Source organism: Bacteroides sp. 224 (assembly GCF_010500995.1).
Classification (GTDB): domain Bacteria; phylum Bacteroidota; class Bacteroidia; order Bacteroidales; family Bacteroidaceae; genus Bacteroides.
On sequence record NZ_QVMK01000049.1, the window covers coordinates 1 to 21,225 of the forward strand.

The window sequence follows — 21,225 nt, forward strand, 5'->3', positions numbered from 1 at the left end:
ACTCAGGTTCCTCATTACCCATTGAATGAGACAGGGGAATGAAAAACCTGAAACCTTAAAGTGAAAGCGAAAAGCTGACACAGTTTAATTTACGCTCCCTCGAAAAGGGTGCTTATAGATATTAACAAGCACCCTTTTTTTATTTAACGATTTCAAATTGCTATTCTATATATTACAGAATTATCCTTCAACAGATTCATAACCTCCTCAGTAACCGATTTAATATAACTATCACTGTTTCCAGGATCTTCTTTCACCTTTCTTAGATATTCCATAGCATTAATGGTATCTCCTAATTTAGCATAGCCCAATGCCAAAACCGGCAATATATATTTTTCTGTATCAGATATAACTGCAAGCTTCTTCAATATTGCCTCAGCTTTTTTATTCTTTCCTTTATCTAAATGGTAATTCAATAATTCAACTAAACTCATTGCATTATCCGGATTATATTTCAGAACAGTTTCAGCAATATCCTTAGAATGCTCAATCAACTTCACGTTATCATCTTGAAAAGGAACCAAATAACAAGTATTCAACATTTCGGCTATCTGTTTCTTTACTTCGGTATTTTCATCTGCCGAAAGCCATTTGTTGCAAATCACCTCGCCATGAGCATACAAATCTTTAACACCGGAAACCATTGTTTTATAGGATTCCAAATGCCTACAAACCTCAATATTACTGATTCGTAAGGTTATTACATCAGGAAAAAGACTCACTCCTTTACTACTATAATTAAATGCCGTTTGCAAGATGTCCTTATCATAATCAACTTTCTTCTGGTTAATTATATCCAACAAACCAAATATATTCTTTTCCTCTTCGGGTTTAGCCTTGTTTATATAAATATTTGTCAGATAGTAATACACTTCAGGGCAAACACTATCTGATGCCTCCCATTCTTCAAGTATTGAAAGCAGTTCATTGCTATCTTTGGCATTCTTCATCCGGTCTTGGTAGGCTATTTGCCCCTTTACACTCCAACACATGGATATAAGTAAACCCAATATGACTATTTTTTTATTTAAATAAGTATTCATAATTAGTTTATATGGGTTCGGAAATGATTGAATTTGAACCGCAGAGTTACGCAGATTAACGCAGAGGATTAATTTTAGTTCTATGCAGCATTGTATTAAAAACTTTGCGTTAATCCGCGTAACTCTGCGGTTCAATATAACTCAAAACAAATACGAATTAGTTATAAGCATTCATACTCATCTATTTTACAATCACCATTGTTGCCCCAAAGCCATATTCTTTAAACGAGGCATCCTGGTATTTACAGTGATTATATTTCCGTTTCAATTCGTCGAGAACCGCTTTTCTTAATACTCCGTCTCCCTTACCGTGAATAAATACAATACGCTGTTCGCGCTTATTTTTATATTTCTCCATAACCTCACGGAATTTATCCAATTGATAATTCAGAATTTCAGCATTACTCATGCCTGTGGTATCATCGAGTAATTCGCCAATATGCAAATCTATCTCAAGAATTTCTCTACCACCACCTTTCCTCACAATGGGTTGCGACTTTGGTTTTTCCTCTTTGCTCTTCTTTAATAGTGCAACTTGAATATCTTCTGCCGATACATATACTTGTTTTGTTGGGGCATCATTCTTTACAATATCGTATATCAAAGCAGGCTCTTCGAAGAAATCGGAAGGCTGAAAAGTGTGTAGTTTGTAGAATTTTACTGTGTCTATGCGCAAATCCACATGAACAGCCGGTTTTTGCGAAAACGTTTTTGCATCCTTAAAAGCAATTAACTGTACGGATACCCGCTCCATTTCATTTAAAGACTCGCGTGTAAACTCTTCCAGGAAAAGTTTCATATTGGGTTCTACCAAACCATGCGAGCGAACTTTCCATGCCTGCCCTTCGGCGTTCATATAGGTATAGTAGAGATAGTAATTACTGTCGTTTACCAAATACGCTTCGAAAGATGTATTGCTGATTTCTTTTACATTCTCCGGAACAAAAGCCAATGATACATTCAGGGTATCTCCTCCACGCACTTCGGTGGGTCTTGATATGATCTCCGGCTTCGCCGGTTTTACAGGTTCTTCCTGCTTGGGTGCAGCCGGTTTGAACCGACTTTTCATGTTATAATCATCGGTGTCGATCACTACCACATCTCTTATCAACATGGGGATATCAAATCCGTCTGCATCTTGCACCAATACGATATCTTTTCCTTTAAATCCTGTTACAATGCCGCCTCCTACTTCATTCAGAAAGCGGACTTTATCTCCTATTTTCATGTTGTTTATCAATATTCTATGCAATATTCGCTAAATTCCGGGATATGTGCAAACAAAAAAATCATTTATATTTGTATTCTCTAATGCCATACAACTATGCAACATCACTTAAAGATACTTTTATACCTGTTCATCCTCTCGCTCGGGGCCTGCCATCCAAGCAAACCGGCTTTGCATAAAGATATCAAACTGGCTTCTTCTATCATTGAAGAACATCCCGACACAGCTCTTTATGTATTGGAAAAGATTTCCAATCCGGAAGTTCTACAAGAGGAGGAATATGCTATGTATTGCCTGCTTCATACAGAAGCACAAGAACTTACAGGGAAAGTGCATACCTCGGATTCAATGATTAATGTGGCTGTCCACTATTTCAGTCAAACAACGAATGATTCCGTCAGGGGGAAAACTTATTTCTATTCTGCAAGAGTGCAGGAGGATTTAGGCAATTACTCGCTCGCAGAACAACATTACCTGCTTGCTATTGCAGCCATCGAGAAAACAGATGCCTACAAGCAAGCCTCTACTATATACAATAAACTCAGTGCTTTCTATTTAAAACAAGAAAGATATGAAGAAGCCTATCATACTCAACAAAAAGCCTACAACAATGATCTGCTGGCAGGAAGCAAAGAGAATCATCAACCGTGGTACATCCTGGGGATTGCTATTTTAGTGATAATTGCCAGCCTCTTCATACTACTTCGCAACCAAAACAGCCTGAAAGTAAAAGAGAAACAAATTAAAAAGCAAGAAAAGCAACTAAATACCACCCAACAAACCGTATCCGATCAGAAGTTGGAACTAACCCTCCTCAAGAAAGAACTGAGAAATATGCAGCAATACATTTACAGTTCTTCCGAAGTGATAAAAAAGATCCGGCAAATAAACAGCCTGACTCCCACTGCCAAAGAAAAGCCAAACATAACCGAACAGGAATGGAATAACTTTCTTAATATTCTGGAAGAAACTTATAAGTTCGTTTCTCGTTTAAAACAATCATATCCCAAACTTACAGATATAGATATACGCATTTGTGCCTTACTAAAAGAGCAAAAGCCAACAACCCACATCAGCACAGTTATGAATATGATTCCCGACACTTTGGCACGGAGAATGCAACGAATAAAGAGCGAGAAAATGAATTTGAGCGGTTCGGGAAACTCTCTGGAGATGATCATTCGGGGTATCTAACTTTATATATCTGATAATCAAAGGCTTTCTGCGGAGTTTATGTCCAAAGATTGTATAACGAGCATTCAAGACGCACTGATTATCAACCTATTACAAAGCCAAAAGAAGAGTCTTTGTCGCCATTTGTCGGGTAAATAAACGGTTATTTCATCTCTCTTTATTCTATTTTCGCAGCATTAAGGTTAATAGGATAAACACAATGACTTTTACTTATCGACGTATTCATTTGCTTTTCGGCATTCTTATTTTTTCCATAGCGGCAACCGTATATTGCCTAACCATTGAACCGACAGCCAGTTTCTGGGATTGTCCGGAGTTTATTATATCAGCTTACAAATTAGAAGTTGGTCACTCTCCCGGAGCACCTTTCTTTATGCTTACCGCCAATTTGTTTACTCAACTTACAAGCGACCCTGCACTTGCCGCGAGAATGATTAATTATATGTCGGCCCTTACAAGTGCATTTACTATTCTTCTCTTATATCTCAGCATTACCCGGTTAACCCGAAAACTAATTTCCGGGAAGCGTGAGCCTCAAAGGATATCGGATATTATGCTGATTATCTCCTCCGGAATTGTGGGTTCATTGGCATATACTTTCAGCGATACTTTTTGGTTTAGTGCTGTGGAAGCAGAAGTATATGCTTATTCATCCTTGTTTACCGCGCTCGTATTTTGGTTGATTTTAAAATGGGAAGATGATTTTGATACAATCTATGCCGACAGATGGTTAATTCTGATTGCCTATCTCATAGGTTTAAGCATTGGCGTGCATATTCTAAACTTTCTCTGTTTGCCTGCCATCGTTTTAGTTTATTATTATAAGAAGAATCCGGATGCCGGTTTAAAAGGTTCGGTGCTCGCACTAATATTCTCTATGGTATTGGTGGCGATTATTCTGTACGGCATTATTCCGGGAACCGTAAAAGTTGCAGGGTGGTTTGAGCTATTCTTTGTTAACCGGCTGGAACTTCCGTTTAACAGCGGTCTTATCTTTTACCTGGTTTTATTGCTCACCTTGTTTGGTTGGAGTATTTATGAAGCACGAAAGCAAGGCAGCTTGTTCAGAATTAAATTATCATTCATTCTGGTAATCGGTATGTTGGGAATACCATTTTACATCTATGGAAGCTCGGGCATACTTATAGGACTCACTTTATTGGCTATACTCGCTTTCTATCTCTACTCGGGTAAAATAAAACCTCGATACCAATTATCCATAAGAGCTATTCACACCTCTCTATTATGTCTTTTAATGATTATCGTAGGGTTTTCATCTTATGGAGTTATCCTTATCCGATCTTCCGCCAATACTCCGATGGATCAAAATTCGCCCGAAGATATTTTTACTTTAGGCGATTATCTGAGCAGAAAGCAATACGGACAACGTCCTTTATTCTATGGACAAGCCTATTCATCCGAAAGGAAATTGAAGATAGAAAACAACTATTGCATGACCGAATACAAAGAAACGACTCCCGAATACATCCGAAAAGTGAAAGCTACTCCCAACGAGAAAGACAGTTATGTTATTTCCGGATATGCTATGGAGGAAGTTTTTGCACAGAATATGCTTTTCCCTCGTATGTACAGCCGCGAACATAGCAGTTGGGGTCCCAATCAAACCAACCTATATAAGCAGTGGGTGGATATTAAAGGAAATGACATTCCTTTTGATAAATGTGGGGAAACCGTTATGGTCAATATGCCTACACAATGGGAAAATTTCAAGTTCTTTATGTCTTACCAACTAAACTTTATGTATTGGCGTTACTTCCTTTGGAACTTTGTAGGAAGACAGAACGACATACAAGGATATGGAGAATTAGAGAATGGAAATTGGATCACAGGTATTTCTTTTATTGATCATTGGCTGGTAGGCAATCAGGAGCTTATTCCTACTGAGCTTAAAAACAATAAGGGCAGAAATGTTTATTACGGCTTACCCCTCCTATTAGGTATTATAGGTCTTTTATGGCAACTAAAAAAAGGGAAAAAGGGCATACATTCTTTCACCATTGTTTTCTTCCTATTCTTTATGACAGGAATTGCCATCGTTATTTATCTCAACCAAACACCCATGCAAGCACGAGAGAGGGATTATGCATACGCCGGTTCTTTTTACGCATTTGCCATCTGGATAGGAATGGGAGTGGCAGGCATAGCCGATCTGCTTAGAAAGAAGTTAAATAAAAAGCAAGCGGCAGCCATTGCCTCGATATTTTGCATACTTATTCCCATTCAGATGGGTACTCAAACCTGGGACGATCACGATCGGTCGCTCAGATACTCCTGGCGAGATATCGGGCATAATTACCTGGCATCCGCTTCTCCCAATAATCACCCGGTGGTTTTTACCATGGCAGATAACGATACCTTCCCACTTTGGTATAATCAGGAAGTAGAAGGGTTCCGTACAGATATCCGTACCTGCAATATGGGTTATCTATGGAAAGATTGGTACATCGATCAGATGAAAAGAGATGCTTATGACAGTCCGAAGCTGCCCATTGCCTGGAAGCGAGAACAATACATCACAGGTACTCCGGAAGTCTATTTCGTTCGTCCCGAAATGGCGCAAAAGATAGATTCCTTTTATCAGACAGATCCGGAACAAGCCCGAAAGGATTTTGGAGAGAATCCATACGAATTAAAGAACGTACTTAAATATTGGTTACGTTCCGACAACGAACAACTCAGGTTCATTCCCACAGATAGCCTTGTAGTGAAAGTAAACAAAGAAGCCATTTTGCAATCGGATATGCAGATCCCCGACTCTTTACAAGGGGAAATCCCTGAATATATGCATCTTTCATTAAAAGGAAAACGCTATTTGAGTAAAAGTGAATTGATGATGCTCGAAACACTTTCGGGCAGTAATTGGGAGCGTCCTCTTTATATTTCTACCACCGTAGCTTCGGAACATTATTTCTGCTTCGACAATTACCTACGGCAAGAAGGTTGGCTCTATCGCATCACCCCTTTCGATACAAAAAAGATAAACGACCGACTGGATGCAGAGAAAACCTATGATTGCCTGATGAATAAATTCAAATGGGGAGGTATAGAAAACCTCAAAATGTTTTTAGATTCCTACACGGCACGCTGGTATAGCATTAACCGTAAGTTATTTGCCTCAGTAGTCAAACAGTTCATTAAGGAGGGAAAACAGGAACAAGCCATTAGTGCACTCAATCACTGTTCGAAAGTAATTCCTGTACATCAATTGCCATACAATTACATGAATGGTTCATTAGATTTGGCAGCCTGCTATTATAAACTGAAAGATATAGAAAAAGGAGATGAAATTACATCGAGTTTGATTCATACATCCATAGAGTACATTCAATGGTATTTAAGTATGGATAACCACCATTGGAGAAGTACAGCCGGCAGTTGTTACGATCATTTTTATATACTCAATCAAAGTCTGAAGCTAATGAAAGAGCAAAGCCCGGAAGCATCTATACCATGCTCTCATGCATTTGAGCAGCTGTGGGAAGCTTTCGAAGCAAAAAAATAACTACTTTTGTGCTCATTAATAAAAAGAAAATGGCACAAGACCCTAAACATATAAAAATCAGCGAGTATAACTACGCGTTGCCCGACGAACGTATTGCTAAATTTCCTTTGGCTCAACGAGATCAATCGAAGTTGCTCATTTATCGCCACGGTGAAATTAATGAAGATACATTCGGTTCCTTACCTGATTACTTATCCAAAGGTGATTTGATGATCTTTAATAATACCAAAGTGATTCAGGCAAGGCTTCACTTTCGGAAAGAAACAGGTGCTTTAATCGAAATATTCTGTTTGGAACCTGCTGCACCTGCTGATTATGCGCAAAACTTTCAGCAGACAAGCCACACAGCCTGGTTTTGTATGATTGGTAACCTTAAAAAGTGGAAAGAGGGCAGTCTGCACAAAGAAATAGAAATAAAAGGTAAATCCATTATAATAACAGCTACACGGGGAGAAATCCACGGAACGGCTCACCGAATAGATTTCTCCTGGAATAACAACCAAATTACATTTGCAGATATTCTTGAAGTTTTCGGTGAGTTACCCATCCCTCCCTATCTAAACAGAGATACACAGGAAAGTGATAAGGAAACTTATCAAACAGTTTACTCTAAAATTAAAGGTTCTGTGGCTGCTCCTACGGCCGGATTGCATTTTACTCCGAATGTATTTGAAGCGCTTGCTCAAAAAGGAGTTGAGTGTGAGGAACTGACTCTTCATGTAGGTGCCGGAACATTCAAACCGGTAAAAAGTGAAGAGATAGAAGGTCATGAGATGCACATTGAATATATTTCCGTATCAAGAAGCACTATTCAAAAGTTAATCGATCATCAGGCGCAAGTTATTGCTGTGGGTACTACTTCTGTTCGAACACTCGAAAGCCTTTATTATATTGGTTGTACACTATTTGCCAATCCCGATATTAAAGAAGAAGATTTGCAAGTGCGGCAATGGCAGCCTTACGAAAAAGAATATGGTTTATCTTCTTTGGAAGCCTTGCAACAGATTTTAGTTTATATGGATCGGCATAAGCTGGACGTACTGCACACAGGTACGCAAATTATTATTGCCCCCGGTTATAATTATAAAATAGTGAAAGCAATAGTCACCAACTTCCATCAGCCTCAAAGTACTTTACTATTACTTGTATCTGCCTTTGTAAAAGGAGATTGGAAGAATATATATGAATATGCGCTAACGCATGATTTCCGTTTTTTAAGTTATGGAGATTCATCTTTATTAATACCCTAAGAATGAAAAGCGATAACAACGAAGAAATGTTCCCCCTTGTTGATGAACAAGGAAACATCATAGGAGCTGCCACTCGCGGCGAATGTCATAATGGCAGCAAAAAGCTACATCCGGTAGTGCATCTACACGTATTTAACTCCAAAGGTGAACTCTACCTGCAAAAACGTCCATTATGGAAAGATATTCAGCCCAGCAAGTGGGATACTGCTGTAGGAGGACACATCGACTTAGGCGAAAGTGTAGAAATAGCATTGAAACGAGAAGCACAAGAGGAATTAGGGATTACCGACTTCACTCCTGAACTGATAGCAACCTACATTTTTGAATCTGATCGGGAACGGGAATTAGTCTTTTCTCATAAAACGGTGTACGATGGAGTTATTACCCCCAGTGATGAACTGGACGAAGGTAGGTTTTGGAGTATAGAAGAAGTAAAAGAGAGTATAGGGAAAGGTGTTTTTACGCCTAACTTTGAAGGCGAGGTGGAAAGGGTGATATCAAAAGGGACCGCATGATTTCCTGAATCAATCAAAGATTCAAAAAAAAGCAGTATATTTACTACTTTGAAAGAATAATTATGAGCCAAATAGATCGAAAGCTTCCCATTGGGATACAGACATTTGAGAAAATACGTGATGATAATTATCTCTATGTAGATAAAACTGCGTTAATTTATCAATTAGCATCAACCAGTACCCCTTACTTCCTGAGTCGTCCTCGTCGATTCGGCAAGAGCCTGCTTATCTCCACTTTCAAATCTTACTTTGAAGGGCGAAAAGACCTGTTTGAAGGACTGGCCATTGAGAATTTGGAAACCCAATGGATAAACCATCCTGTACTTCACCTGGATCTGAATGCGGAAAAGTATGATAGCGCTGAACGGTTGAATGGCATTCTGATTCGCCACCTCAATATTTGGGAAGATACGTGGGGAAAAGAAGACCGGGAAACTACACCTACTGATCGTTTCAGTGGAGTTATTCGACGCGCCTACGAAAAGACCGGTCGCGGAGTAGTCGTATTAATTGATGAATACGATAAACCCCTGTTGCAAACCCTTCTCAACGAGCCTCTACTGGAGGAGTATCGACGTATTTTGAAATCATTCTACGGTGTGCTGAAAAGCGCCGACCAATACCTGCGTTTTGTTTTCCTGACCGGAGTAACCAAGTTTGCTCAGGTTAGCGTGTTCAGCGACCTGAATCAGCTACAGGATATTAGCATGCGCATGCAATATGCCACTATATGTGGTATTACGAAGGAAGAATTAGTAAAAACTTTCACACCAGAACTTCAGCAGGTCAGTGAGTTCAATGAGATGTCTTTTGAGGAGACGGTAGAAAAAATGACCCGCCAGTATGATGGGTATCATTTTTGTGAGAATACCGAAGGGCTGTTTAACCCTTTTAGTATTCTGAATGCTTTTGCCGGATTGAAACTCGATAATTATTGGTTCCAAACCGGTACACCTACTTACTTAGTAAATCTTTTGAAGGAAAGCGATTATGACCTACGCCTGCTGATTGATGGCGTGGAGGTAACCAATGAAGCTTTCACTGAATACCGCGCCGACTCCCAAAACCCACTTCCGATGATCTACCAAAGTGGCTACCTCACTATCAAGGGCTACGACAAGGAATTCAAGCTATATACACTGGCCTTCCCGAATGATGAAGTACGTTACGGTTTCCTGAATTTTCTGGTGCCCTACTACTCTCGCGTCACCAATGATGAGACAGGTTTCCTGATCACCCACTTCGTCAAGGAATTGCGAGCAGGCGATGTGCCTTCTTTTTTGGAACGCCTGAAAGCTTTCTTCGCCGGTATCCCCTACGAATTGAACGATCAGACGGAGCGCTACTATCAATCTATCTTTTACGTAGTCTTCCGGTTGATGGGGCAGTTTGTGGAAACAGAAGTACGCAGTGCACGTGGACGTGCCGATGCAGTGGTCAAAACAAAAGATCGAATCTATGTATTCGAGTTCAAGCTAAACGGTACAGTCGAAGAAGCGATGCAGCAGATAGAAGAAAAAGGCTACCTGGAGCCTTATACCAAAGATCCCAGAGTGAAGGTAAAAGTGGCAGTGGATTTCAGTAAAGAGAAACGAAATATTAATCAGTATCTGGTAAAAGATTGATTTTTTATATGCGTGCATATAGCCTTCCGGTATTTCGTTCCCTTATTTTACTGTTTCTCTCTGGCTTTATATTCCCTCAAATGCAACCGCGGCTTCTATTGCTTCCGAAATACTATCGAGCAGTATCACTAAAAGTGAACTCAATCCAATTGCGGTTGGAGATATTATTGCTTTCCGCACAGGAGGAACTTCTGCTGCCGGTGGAGGAAGAATTGGAGTCATGAAGGTGATGAATATAACAGAGCCTAAGGCTTTGGTTTCTACCAATGCTACGGCACGGGTTATGACGATAGAGGTTAAGTTACCGAAGTAGTTGTTATTAGAGGAGGGTGTGTCTTTGACACACCTTCCTGAATTAAACTTCGTGGCAAAGAGTCAAACAACAAGTTTGATAGTAGCAAATAGGATGTTTAATGGTAACAAATAAAGAGTTTGATAGTATCAAACTAAAAGTTTGCCGGTACCAAACAAAGAGTTTCACGGCATGAAACAAAGAGTTTGCCGGTATGAAACAAAAGGTTTCATCCCTTGAAACTAATATGAAACTAATATGAGAAAACTAAATGCACAAAGGGAAACCGTTTCAGTTTCAGACGCACGCCGTGCGTCTCTACATTTCAACCTCAATAATTAAAATTAAAACTCTGAGGAAACTTCTTCTTTTAATATGCCTCCTTTCAGCAAATCACTGTGCTACAATGCCGACATGATAGATAGCGAGGGACGACATGAAATCGCAGCAGTTGCCTATCCGCAAGTTGGGATGCAATCGAATCTGGATCCCGACTATATCGAGTATCAGATCCTATCTGCCAAAGCAGCCAAGATAGACGGTTTCTTTATTGAATGGGGATTCAAACCTCATGAGAATGATATCTTGTTGCGCAAAATGCAGAAAGTAGCCGCCAGATACAACTTTGAGATAGGTATAAACTGGTGCGACGGCTGGTTGTACTATGACTGGATAACTAAAATCTATCCGGAAATAAACACTCGCGAAGCAAAGACAGCATACATGGCTAAATGCTATCAATACCTCGTCGATAGTGTGTTTACCGGCCCTACCGCACCTATGGTAAAAGGAATGCCCGTCTTCTATCATTTCGGGCCGGGAGCTACCATAGAGGAATACCGGAAAGTATTATCGGAAGTAAAGCTTCCTCAGGGAATGAAACAACCTGTTGCTTTGCGCCGCTGGGCAGATTGGGGGAAACTGGAGAACAACAAATACATTCCCGTAGCCCACAGTGATGAAATGGATACATGGAAACAAACCGGAGAAATTCCAACCCCATGGATTCCCGCACGCGTTCGGGAAAAAGATGCAGAACATGCCAATTGGGATAACTATGGCACCTTGGATGATGTCATAGAGTTTATGAAACCTTTCCGCGATTCGATTTGGCACAGCAACCATCCTGCCTATACCATAAAATCGGGATTTGCTATGCCGGGTATGGATAACCGGGGCTGTGCAGGCTGGGGTCGCTCCCATTTCTTCTACATACCACGCAATAACGGAGAAACTTACAGCAGTATGTGGCAATTCTGCCTGGCAGAGAAAGAACATTTAGATATGATGTTTATTGCTTCATGGAGCGACTACACCGAAGGTCATGAAATAGAACCAACCATCGAGAATGGTGATCGCGAATTACGTACCACCCTAAAATATGCCGCAGCGTTTAAAGATGAATCGGCCGATGAACGGGGGCTAACTTTGCCATTGCTCCTTTTCCAATTACGGAAAGAAGCCCGTTTTCTGGAAAAGTCAAAAATGGATGTATCCGCTTGCCATCAGTCACTCGATAAAGTAGCCTTATTAATTAGTCAGGGACGTTATCCGGTAGCCATAGGGCTGTTATCTCAAATAGAGAATGATGTCAAAACAGCAAAGTCGGCCTTAAAGGTTGAGATGAAACGTTTGTGCGAATCGGATCTGACCATTCAGGGAAAGCGAAAATCCGGAGGATATTATGCCGAAGGAACAGTCTCTATCTCTTTACCCAAAGATTTAGTTTCTAAATTACAGATGAATAATTATGTAGGCTACCTATACTTTGAGTATCTGGATAAAGGAAAGGAACCGCTTTTTATACGGTCGTCCACCACGCGTGAGTCGAAAGAGCCCTTTAAAATTGTCTCTCGAATCTATACCAATCATACAGGAGAATGGAAGCGCGCGAAAGTAGAACTCTATAAAGAGAACATTGTAAACGGGTTCAACATGCCTACCTTCTACTTGAAAGGAAAAGTAGAGGTTCGTAATTTATCATTGGGTTATACTATTTATACGATCAAATAAATTCATTCATGAAACGTTTCAATTATTGGTTATTCATTATAGCTGTACTTTCGTGGTTCGGATGTTCTTCTTCGATTCAGGAAGACAGTAGGGGCTGCTCCTTCGTTTGCGACAGCATTCTATATAGAATAGAATTCATGTCAGAGGGATGTGTACGGATTCTATCTTATCCCAAAGGCGATACATTAGTTACCCAACGATTAGTTGTCGATGCATCAAAGCCGACTTTCAAAGATTACACATCGGAAGAAACAGGACAGACATTCGTCTTTCGCACCCACGAGCTTAGCGTGACTTTTAATAAGAAGGAGGCAGCTTTTACTTTTCAGGAAGTATCTACAGGTAAAGTACTGCTCAAAGAAAAAGGAAATCAAAAGGCACGAAACTTCAAACGTTCAGAAGCCGGAGGTGAACCCTGCCTTGAAGTAACCCAATGGTTTATCCCAACACCCGATGAAGCGATTTATGGACTGGGGCAGTATCAAAATGGAATTATGAATTATCGCGGGAAGTCTGCACTGCTTTTACAGGCCAATATGGATATTGTCAACCCGTTCCTTATTTCTACCCACGGATACGGAATATTATGGGATAACTATTCCTCAACTAAATTTGAAGATACAGAAGAAGGCTATTCCTTTACTTCCGAAGTAGGTGATGCTTCCGATTACTATTTCATATATGGTAAAAATATGGACGAAGTGGTTGCCGGTTATCGAAATCTGACAGGAGATGTACCCATGTTTGGGAAATGGGTGTACGGCTTCTGGCAATCCAAAGAACGTTATAAATCATTCGATGAACTGAAAGCAGTCGTCAAAGAATACCGTAAACGGGAGATTCCATTGGATAACATAGTGCAAGATTGGGAATACTGGGGAGACAAACCTCTTTGGAATAGCCTGGCTTTCCATCCAACAAATTTCAGCAATCCCCGACAAGTAATTGACGAGTTGCATCAACAGTATAATGTCCATTTTATGCTTTCTGTATGGCCGGGATTCGGACCGAAAACAGCCGTTTACCAATCATTAGATTCCATTGGTGCATTGTTCGATGAACCTACCTGGGCTGGCTATAAAGTCTTCGACGCTTATAACCCTACCGCGAGGAACATCTTCTGGCAGTATCTCAAAAAAGGACTCTATGATATGGGTGTGGATGCCTGGTGGATGGATGCCACAGAACCTTCTTTCCGTGAAGGATTTACACAGCTGAAACAAGAAGAAAAGACTAAATCTGCGGGAAAGACCTATCTGGGCAGTTTCCATCGTTATCTGAACACCTATTCGTTAGAAATGATGAAAGACTTCTACCAACGTCTGCGGACTGAAAGTAATCAAAAACGTGCCTTTATTCTTACCCGTTCTGCTTTTGCCTCGCAACAACGTTACGGTACAGCGGTTTGGTCGGGCGATGTCTCAGCCTCTTGGGAGAATATGCATAAACAGTTGGCTGCCGGGTTAAACTTATCTATGTCCGGTATTCCGTATTGGACATCCGATACCGGTGGATTCTTCGTCACCGAACGGGATGCTAAATATCCCGACGGATTGAAAAGTAAGGAATATAAAGAGCTGTATGCACGTTGGTTCCAGTTCGGTGCATTCACTCCGATCTTCCGTGCTCACGGTACGAATGTGCCGCGTGAGGTCTGGCAATTTGGAGAAAAAGGAACACCTTTCTATGATAATCAGGTAAAATACATCCGGCTGCGTTATCGCTTGTTGCCTTATATTTATTCAATGTCTTACCAAGTAACCGCGCATAATTATACGATGCTCAGAGGATTGGCGATGGACTTTACAGCAGATCCCGAGACTTTTACTATTGATAATGCCTATATGTTCGGTAGTTCCTTATTAGTGCGTCCGGTATTCTTTCCGCAATCAGAAGAAAAGAATATCAGTACCTATTTGCCGAAACACGAAGGTAATTATTGGTACGACTTTTGGACCGGACAAGCTTATAACGGAGGTGGTAAACAAGTACAGACAAACATATTAGACGTACTCCCTTTGTATGTAAAAGCCGGCTCCATCCTGCCTTTGGCAAACGTAAAACAATATGCGATGGAATATCCCGATCAGGAATTGGAACTCCGTATCTATAGCGGAACAGATGCCTCTTTCTTATGGTACGAAGATGAAGGCGATTCTTACCGCTATGAAGAAGGCGTTTGTTCGAAAGTAGCCATGCAATGGCAAGAAGCGGAACGAACTTTGACCATCGGCCAACGCGATGGAAACTATCCCGGTATGCCGAAACAAGTAAAAATGACAGTGAAATTATATCTGCCCGAGGGCACTGTTCCTGTACAAAAAGAGTGCATCTATACAGGAGAAGAAATAAAAATCAAGTTTTAATTATAAGCGTATTCAGATTATGAAGAAGTCTCTCTATATCTTTATTATGTTATTTGTTGTGGGATGGGTACAGGCACAACAGCGTGTAATATACACAATCAACGACGGATGGAAGTTTACAAATGGTGAAACTGTGCATATACCTCATACCTGGAATGATAAAGATGCAGACGATGAAACTTCGGGATTCTATCGGGGCCCTGCCTGGTACCGCAAACAAATATTTATTGATAAAAGCCAAGAGGGACGTCAAGCAGTTATTTACTTTGAAGGAGCCAACCAGGAAGTACAATGCTTTCTGAACGGACAATTCATTGGAGAACACAAAGGAGGATATACCCGTTTCTGTTTTGATATCACTTCCCACTTACGCTATGGGCAAGAGAACCTGTTTGCTATTTATGTGAACAATGTTCATAATCCCAACATTCCACCCCTATCGGCCGATTTTACATTCTTTGGGGGAATCTATCGGGATGTCTATCTGCAATTTATGAACCCGGTGCACATTGCGACAAACGATTACGCCTCATCAGGGGTCTATATCCGTACCCCCGAAGTGAGCCAGTCCGCAGCATCCGTGGAAATCACTACTTTACTGACAAACAATAGGGATCAAGCTGCCGAAGTTACAATTGAAAACATAATTTGTGATGGAGATGGCAAAGAAGTAAAGAGAATCCATACGGAAGTCAAGTTAACATCCGGTGAAACGAAGGCGAACGTATCCAAAAAGATTAAAATAGATGCTCCCCGTTTGTGGGATATCGATGATCCTCATCGTTACATGGTATATACGCGTATTCTCGATAAAAGAAAAGGAACTTTGCTCGATGAAGTTGTGAACCCGTTAGGCCTACGCTGGTTTGAATTCAATTCGGAGAAAGGCTTTTTCCTGAATGGTAAATGGCGCAAGCTCATCGGCACTGCCCGGCATCAGGATTACTTCCAAAAAGGAAATGCGCTTCGGGATGAACTGCATGTACAGGATGTACTGTTACTGAAAGAAATGGGAGGAAACTTCCTGCGTGTTTCTCATTATCCCCAAGACCCCGTTATCATGGAAATGTGCGACAAACTGGGCATTGTAACTTCGGTGGAGATACCTGTGGTGAATGCCGTTACCGAAACAGAAGAATTCCTGCTTAATTCCATCGAAATGGCCAAAGAAATGGTACGTCAGGATTTCAACCGTCCATCTGTCATGATTTGGGGATATATGAATGAGGTTTTCCTACGCCGTCCTTATACCGAAGGCAAGCAACTCGAAGATTACTATCGTTTCACCGAGAAAGTAGCCCGTGCTTTAGAAGCAACCATTCGGGAAGAAGACCCATCCAGATATACCATGATGGCCTACCACAATGCACCCCAATATTACGAAGATGCCCATCTGACGGAAATTCCGATGATTCAGGGTTGGAATTTGTACCAGGGTTGGTATGAACCGGACATCAATGAGTTCCAACGTTTGCTCGATCGCGCTCACAAAAAGTACAAAGGAAAAGTGCTGATAATTACAGAGTATGGACCGGGCGTAGACCCACGCCTTCATTCGTATCAACCGGAACGCTTTGACTTCTCACAGGAATACGGACTGATCTACCATAAACATTACCTCAACGAAATGATGAAACGTCCTTTTATTGCAGGTTCCAGTCTGTGGAATTTAAATGACTTTTATTCCGAATCCCGCATTGATGCGGTTCCTCATGTGAATAATAAAGGCATTCTCGGATTAGATCGGGAAGTGAAAGATACCTATCTGTTCTATAAGGCTGCTTTGATTTCTCGTCCGATGCTTACCATCGGTAATAGAGAGTGGAAAGCTCGTGGAGGAGTGGCAAACACAGCTCAGAAAGAATGCGTCCAATCTATTCCTGTTTTTTCTAATGCGAAGGAAGTAGAGCTGTTGGTAAACAACAAAAGTCTGGGAAAGAAAAAGGTAGAAGATGGTTATGCCCTGTTTGATGTACCCTTTGTTGGTGGAGAGAATCAATTGGAAGCTTTGGCAGTAGTGGGTGATCAAAAACTGCGCGATCTATTGAACGTTCAGTTTCAACTTATAAACTCTCAGCTTAAAGATAAAACTACACCATTCACGGAAATGAATGTCATGTTAGGCTCTCCAAGATATTTTGAGGATCGTGAAGCCAATGTCGCGTGGATTCCCGAACAGGAATATAAACCGGGTAGTTGGGGCTTTATTGGTGGAACTCCTTACCGCCGTCAAACAGGCTTCGGCACTATGCTTGGTTCAGACATTGATATTTATGGAACAGATATGAATCCAATCTTCCAGACGCAACGCGTCGGGATAGAATCTTTTAAAGCCGATGTGCCGGATGGAGAATATTCTATATCTTTGTACTGGGCAGAATTGGATTCCAATAAAAAGAAAGAAGCTCTGATCTACAATTTGGGAGCCGATTCGGAGCAAACATTGGCAGGAAATCGTAGTTTCGGAATCTCCATCAACGGAATGACCGTCTTAAATGATTTCAATGTAGCCCGTGATTACGGATATGCTCGTGCGGTAATCAAAAAGTTCTTAGTAACTGTAAAAGAGGGGAAAGGGTTGAGTATTGATTTCCACGCCAAAGAAGGAGAGACAATCTTGAATGCTATCCGCATCTATAGAAATTATTAATCAACAACGCTGTCAATATGGTCAGAAGTATCTATTTACTGTCTTTTCTTCTTTTGCAGTCCCTGTTTGCATTTGCCGGGAATGGAAAAGAGGAAGTTCCATCTTCTCTGAATTTATATGTATGCATCGGACAATCTAATATGGCAGGCCGTGGCACATTGACACCGGAGGTCATGGACACACTTCAAAATGTTTACTTATTGAATGATAAGGGAAATTTCGAACCAGCAGTAAATCCGATGAACCGATACTCAACAATCCGTAAAGACATGTCGATGCAACGTTTGGGACCCGCCTACGGATTTGCCAAAGATATGGCTCGTCAAGGGAAAGGTCCTATTGGCTTAGTGGTAAATGCGCGTGGAGGTTCTTCCATCAATTCCTGGCTAAAAGGCAGCAAGGATAGATATTACGAAGAAACCCTCTCCCGCATTCGGATGGCCTTAAAACAGGGAGGCGTTTTGAAAGCCATTCTTTGGCATCAGGGAGAAGCCGACTGCTCCAACCCGGAAGCATACAAGCAGAAACTAATCTCTCTGATGCAAAACTTGCGCAAAGACTTAGATATGCCGGACTTACCCATTGTGGTTGGACAAATCTCCCAATGGAACTGGACAAAGAAAAAAGAAGGAACAGTACCTTTCAATAAAATGATTAAAAAAGTTGCTTCATTTATCCCCAATTCCGATTGGGTATCCTCCAAAGGACTGGGAATGCATAAGGGTGAAACAGATCCTCATTTTAATACCGAAGGACAATTGCTCTTAGGTAAACGCTATGCGAAAAAGGTGCTGAAGTTCTATTAAATCGCCTTTCTAAGAATATACTTATCAGCTAAATCGCCGGTTATTCGATTTCCCGACTCATCTAATATGAACAAGGCATTCTCTCCTACTAAATACATATTTACCTCATCACCTGATTTAATTGTTATTTTACTTCCTGAGGAATCCCATTCATAAGTTCCGGAAGTTTTAAAAACATTCTCGGGCCCTTTTCCTATATAAGTCATGGTTTGGGTATAAGCACCTTTGTTGTCAAGGGTGATAGCAAGTTCAATACCGGAACAATCGGCACAGGGAATTGTACCCTGATATGTTCCTGCATAATCAAGTGAATTGCGAGAGCTATGCACATCAATAACTTTTTCGGTAGCATTAGCAGTTCGTTCCTCATTGTTCTTTTGCCTATCTTTGTTTCCACACGAAATAAAGATAAACATGATGAGAGGCAAAATTAGAATCTTTTTCATAAATACATTTTATTAGTGTTTTTACTTTCAATTAAGAATGAAACACTTTTCAAAAGCAATTGTTCTTAAAGAACGGATTTTATGAGGTTAGTAACTATTTTGCCAGTTCATAAATCACATCCATGATTTTCTGAGCAATCTCTTCTGCCTCCTGTAAAGTGGAAGCCTCGCTATATACACGAATGATAGGTTCTGTATTGCTCTTACGTAAATGTACCCATTTATCGGCAAAGTCAATCTTTACACCATCAATATCATTGATTTCTTCATTTTTATAGATCTCTTTTACCTTCGCTAAGATGGCATCTACATCTGTATCGGCAGTAAGATCTACTTTATTTTTAGCCATGTAGTACACAGGATAAGTGGCACGAAGCTCGCTTACCTTTTTACCTTCATGAGCCAAATGACTTAAGAATAACGCGATGCCTACCAGTGCATCACGTCCATAATGGCTGGCCGGATAAATCACTCCTCCATTACCTTCACCACCAATTACGGCGTTCACTTCTTTCATTTTAGTGACTACATTGACTTCACCCACTGCGGCAGCAAAATATTCCCTGTTATATTTACGGGTTACATCACGCAGGGCGCGGGTAGAGCTTAAATTAGAAACCGTATTTCCGGGAGTATGCTTTAATATATAGTCAGCAACTGTTACCAATGTATATTCCTCACCATACATGGTTCCGTCTTCACAGATCATAGCCAAACGGTCTACGTCAGGGTCTACTACAAAAGCTACATCTGCTTTGCCGCTTTTCATCAAATTCATGATATCACCCAGATTCTTCTCCAAGGGTTCAGGGTTATGAGCAAAGTTACCTGTAGGCTCACAGTAAAGCTTTTCAATTTGCGTCACACCCAATTGTTCCAGTAGTTGAGGTAAGATAATACCACCTACAGAGTTTACGGCATCAATAGCTACACGGAAATTGGCTTTCTTTATTGCTTCTACATCTACCAGGTCGAGAGCCAAAACACTATCAATATGTCTTTGGTTATAAGTTAAATCCTGGCGATAAGTACCTAACTGATCTACGTCAGCAAATTCAAACTCTTCAGCTTCGGCAATACGGAGTACTTCTTTTCCTTCTGCATCATTCAGGAATTCACCTTTTTGATTTAGAAGTTTCAAGGCATTCCACTGTTTGGGGTTATGAGAAGCAGTCAGGATTATACCTCCACAAGCTTCTTCCATAGTTACGGCAAGCTCCGTAGTTGGAGTAGTAGCTAAACCAATATCAACCACATCCCAGCCCATACCCATCAGGGTACCTACTACAACGTTTTTCACCATCTCGCCGGAGATACGTGCATCACGACCTACTACAATTTTATTGTTCGATGTTTTACATGTTTTACGGATAAGAGTAGCATACGCCGAAGTGAACTTGACAATATCCAATGGATTCAAGCCCTCTCCCACCTGCCCTCCGATAGTTCCACGAATACCGGAGATGGATTTAATAAGAGTCATAAGAAAATGATTTAATTAAACGTTGAGTTGTTTGTTGAGTTACCTTATCTGATATTTTCTGATATCGTAGAAATAAGGATATACATATTGTTGTCCATAATAATGTCCCATCTTGGAAGGAACAATGAGTTTTACATGTGCTCTATCTTTAATATAACGTAGTGGGGCAAGCCAACCAGCCGGCACAGAAGAAAGATTTGAAGCACTTATATTATAATAGTTATAATAGAACCAAGCCAGCCTACTTTCAATACCTCCACTTGTATCTGTTGCAAACTGTCCATAAGAAGTAGAGCTATTAAATGTATAGAAAAAAGCATCTACACTTGAGTCTACATTATAATTCGAGGCATAAGTTGTATCACTTTCCATAATGTCGTACTCAATGAAACGAACCAGTACCTCATCTCTGCTTTTAAGAGTATCGCCGGTTCCTCTGTCTACAATCTGCATATATACACCATTAGATAGAAGCACATATTCATTCTTGCTCACATCTGTAATGGTATCTTTCTCAAATTCCTCCTGAGAAATGATATTTATATTATGCTCTCTTATAAACTTATTGATAGCATTTCTTTCATCTTCCAACATTTCGGCATAGGTTTTAGAATCACTACATGCCTGAAATGCGGCACCAAGAGCTAACAAAGAAAAAAACAAAAAGAGAAGCTTCTTCATATTCGTATATTATGCGAATCAGTAGTTGAAATCACTCGCTGATTCAGTTAGTTAAAATGTTGTTATTCAGTTAATTATCTCATTAAAACATTTCTGTATCTCCTTGAAAA

At 40.5% G+C, this 21,225-nt stretch carries 14 protein-coding genes and 1 pseudogene; 9 read left to right on the forward strand and 6 right to left on the reverse strand.

The genetic code is table 11. From position 1 onward, the window contains the following. Positions 1-152: 152 nt before the first annotated feature. On the reverse strand, positions 153-1,043 hold the full coding sequence (locus D0T60_RS16935) for a lipopolysaccharide assembly protein LapB (protein WP_163219386.1): 891 nt from the start codon (positions 1,041-1,043) through the stop codon (positions 153-155). 181 nt (positions 1,044-1,224) lie between these two features. Next, on the reverse strand, positions 1,225-2,271 hold the full coding sequence (locus D0T60_RS16940; protein ID WP_163219388.1) for a DUF2027 domain-containing protein: 1,047 nt from the start codon (positions 2,269-2,271) through the stop codon (positions 1,225-1,227). Between the two features lie 96 nt (positions 2,272-2,367). Between D0T60_RS16940 and D0T60_RS16945 the strand changes: the two genes are divergently transcribed. From D0T60_RS16945 to D0T60_RS16965, 5 genes are all read left to right on the forward strand, one after another. Beyond that, complete coding sequence (locus tag D0T60_RS16945; RefSeq protein ID WP_163219390.1) at positions 2,368-3,465, forward strand: tetratricopeptide repeat protein; 1,098 nt, start codon at positions 2,368-2,370, stop codon at positions 3,463-3,465. Positions 3,466-3,664: 199 nt separating this feature from the next. Continuing rightward, complete coding sequence (locus D0T60_RS16950) at positions 3,665-6,988, forward strand: protein O-mannosyl-transferase family (protein WP_163219392.1); 3,324 nt, start codon at positions 3,665-3,667, stop codon at positions 6,986-6,988. Between the two features lie 29 nt (positions 6,989-7,017). Then, positions 7,018-8,238 carry an S-adenosylmethionine:tRNA ribosyltransferase-isomerase gene (locus D0T60_RS16955; protein WP_163219394.1) on the forward strand — a complete coding sequence of 407 codons (1,221 nt, stop codon included), beginning with the start codon at positions 7,018-7,020 and terminating at the stop codon, positions 8,236-8,238. Between the two features lie 2 nt (positions 8,239-8,240). Continuing rightward, positions 8,241-8,753, forward strand: a complete 513-nt coding sequence (locus D0T60_RS16960) for an NUDIX domain-containing protein (RefSeq protein WP_163219396.1) — start codon at positions 8,241-8,243, stop codon at positions 8,751-8,753. Positions 8,754-8,815: 62 nt separating this feature from the next. Further along, positions 8,816-10,378: an ATP-binding protein gene (locus D0T60_RS16965; protein ID WP_163219398.1), complete on the forward strand. Its 1,563-nt coding sequence runs from the start codon at positions 8,816-8,818 to the stop codon at positions 10,376-10,378. Between the two features lie 66 nt (positions 10,379-10,444). Here D0T60_RS16965 and D0T60_RS16970 read toward each other — a convergent pair whose 3' ends face one another. After that, a complete protein-coding gene (locus D0T60_RS16970) occupies positions 10,445-10,645 on the reverse strand; it encodes a hypothetical protein (protein WP_163219400.1) in 201 nt (66 codons plus the stop codon). A 415-nt stretch (positions 10,646-11,060) separates the two neighbouring features. On the opposite strand from D0T60_RS16970, the pseudogene D0T60_RS16975 reads away from it, so the two are divergent. The 4 genes and pseudogenes from D0T60_RS16975 to D0T60_RS16990 form a co-directional block, all read left to right on the forward strand. Then, positions 11,061-12,683: pseudogene (locus D0T60_RS16975) on the forward strand (glycoside hydrolase family 71/99-like protein); the annotation flags it as partial. An 8-nt stretch (positions 12,684-12,691) separates the two neighbouring features. Then, on the forward strand, positions 12,692-15,049 hold the full coding sequence (locus D0T60_RS16980; protein WP_163219403.1) for a TIM-barrel domain-containing protein: 2,358 nt from the start codon (positions 12,692-12,694) through the stop codon (positions 15,047-15,049). Between the two features lie 19 nt (positions 15,050-15,068). Further along, entirely contained in the window at positions 15,069-17,699 is a 2,631-nt protein-coding gene (locus D0T60_RS16985; protein ID WP_163219405.1) for a glycoside hydrolase family 2 TIM barrel-domain containing protein, read from the forward strand. 17 nt (positions 17,700-17,716) lie between these two features. After that, on the forward strand, positions 17,717-18,505 hold the full coding sequence (locus D0T60_RS16990; RefSeq protein ID WP_163219407.1) for a sialate O-acetylesterase: 789 nt from the start codon (positions 17,717-17,719) through the stop codon (positions 18,503-18,505). Here the strand turns inward: D0T60_RS16990 and D0T60_RS16995 are convergent. The 3 genes from D0T60_RS16995 to D0T60_RS17005 form a co-directional block, all read right to left on the reverse strand. Then, positions 18,502-18,951 carry a copper resistance protein NlpE gene (locus D0T60_RS16995; protein WP_163219409.1) on the reverse strand — a complete coding sequence of 150 codons (450 nt, stop codon included), beginning with the start codon at positions 18,949-18,951 and terminating at the stop codon, positions 18,502-18,504. The genes D0T60_RS16990 and D0T60_RS16995 overlap by 4 nt on opposite strands. Positions 18,952-19,045: 94 nt before the next feature. After that, positions 19,046-20,434 carry a phosphoglucosamine mutase gene (glmM, locus tag D0T60_RS17000; protein WP_163219411.1) on the reverse strand — a complete coding sequence of 463 codons (1,389 nt, stop codon included), beginning with the start codon at positions 20,432-20,434 and terminating at the stop codon, positions 19,046-19,048. A gap of 39 nt (positions 20,435-20,473) precedes the next feature. Then, positions 20,474-21,115 carry a DUF4827 domain-containing protein gene (locus D0T60_RS17005; RefSeq protein ID WP_163219413.1) on the reverse strand — a complete coding sequence of 214 codons (642 nt, stop codon included), beginning with the start codon at positions 21,113-21,115 and terminating at the stop codon, positions 20,474-20,476. Between the last annotated feature and the right edge of the window lie 110 nt (positions 21,116-21,225).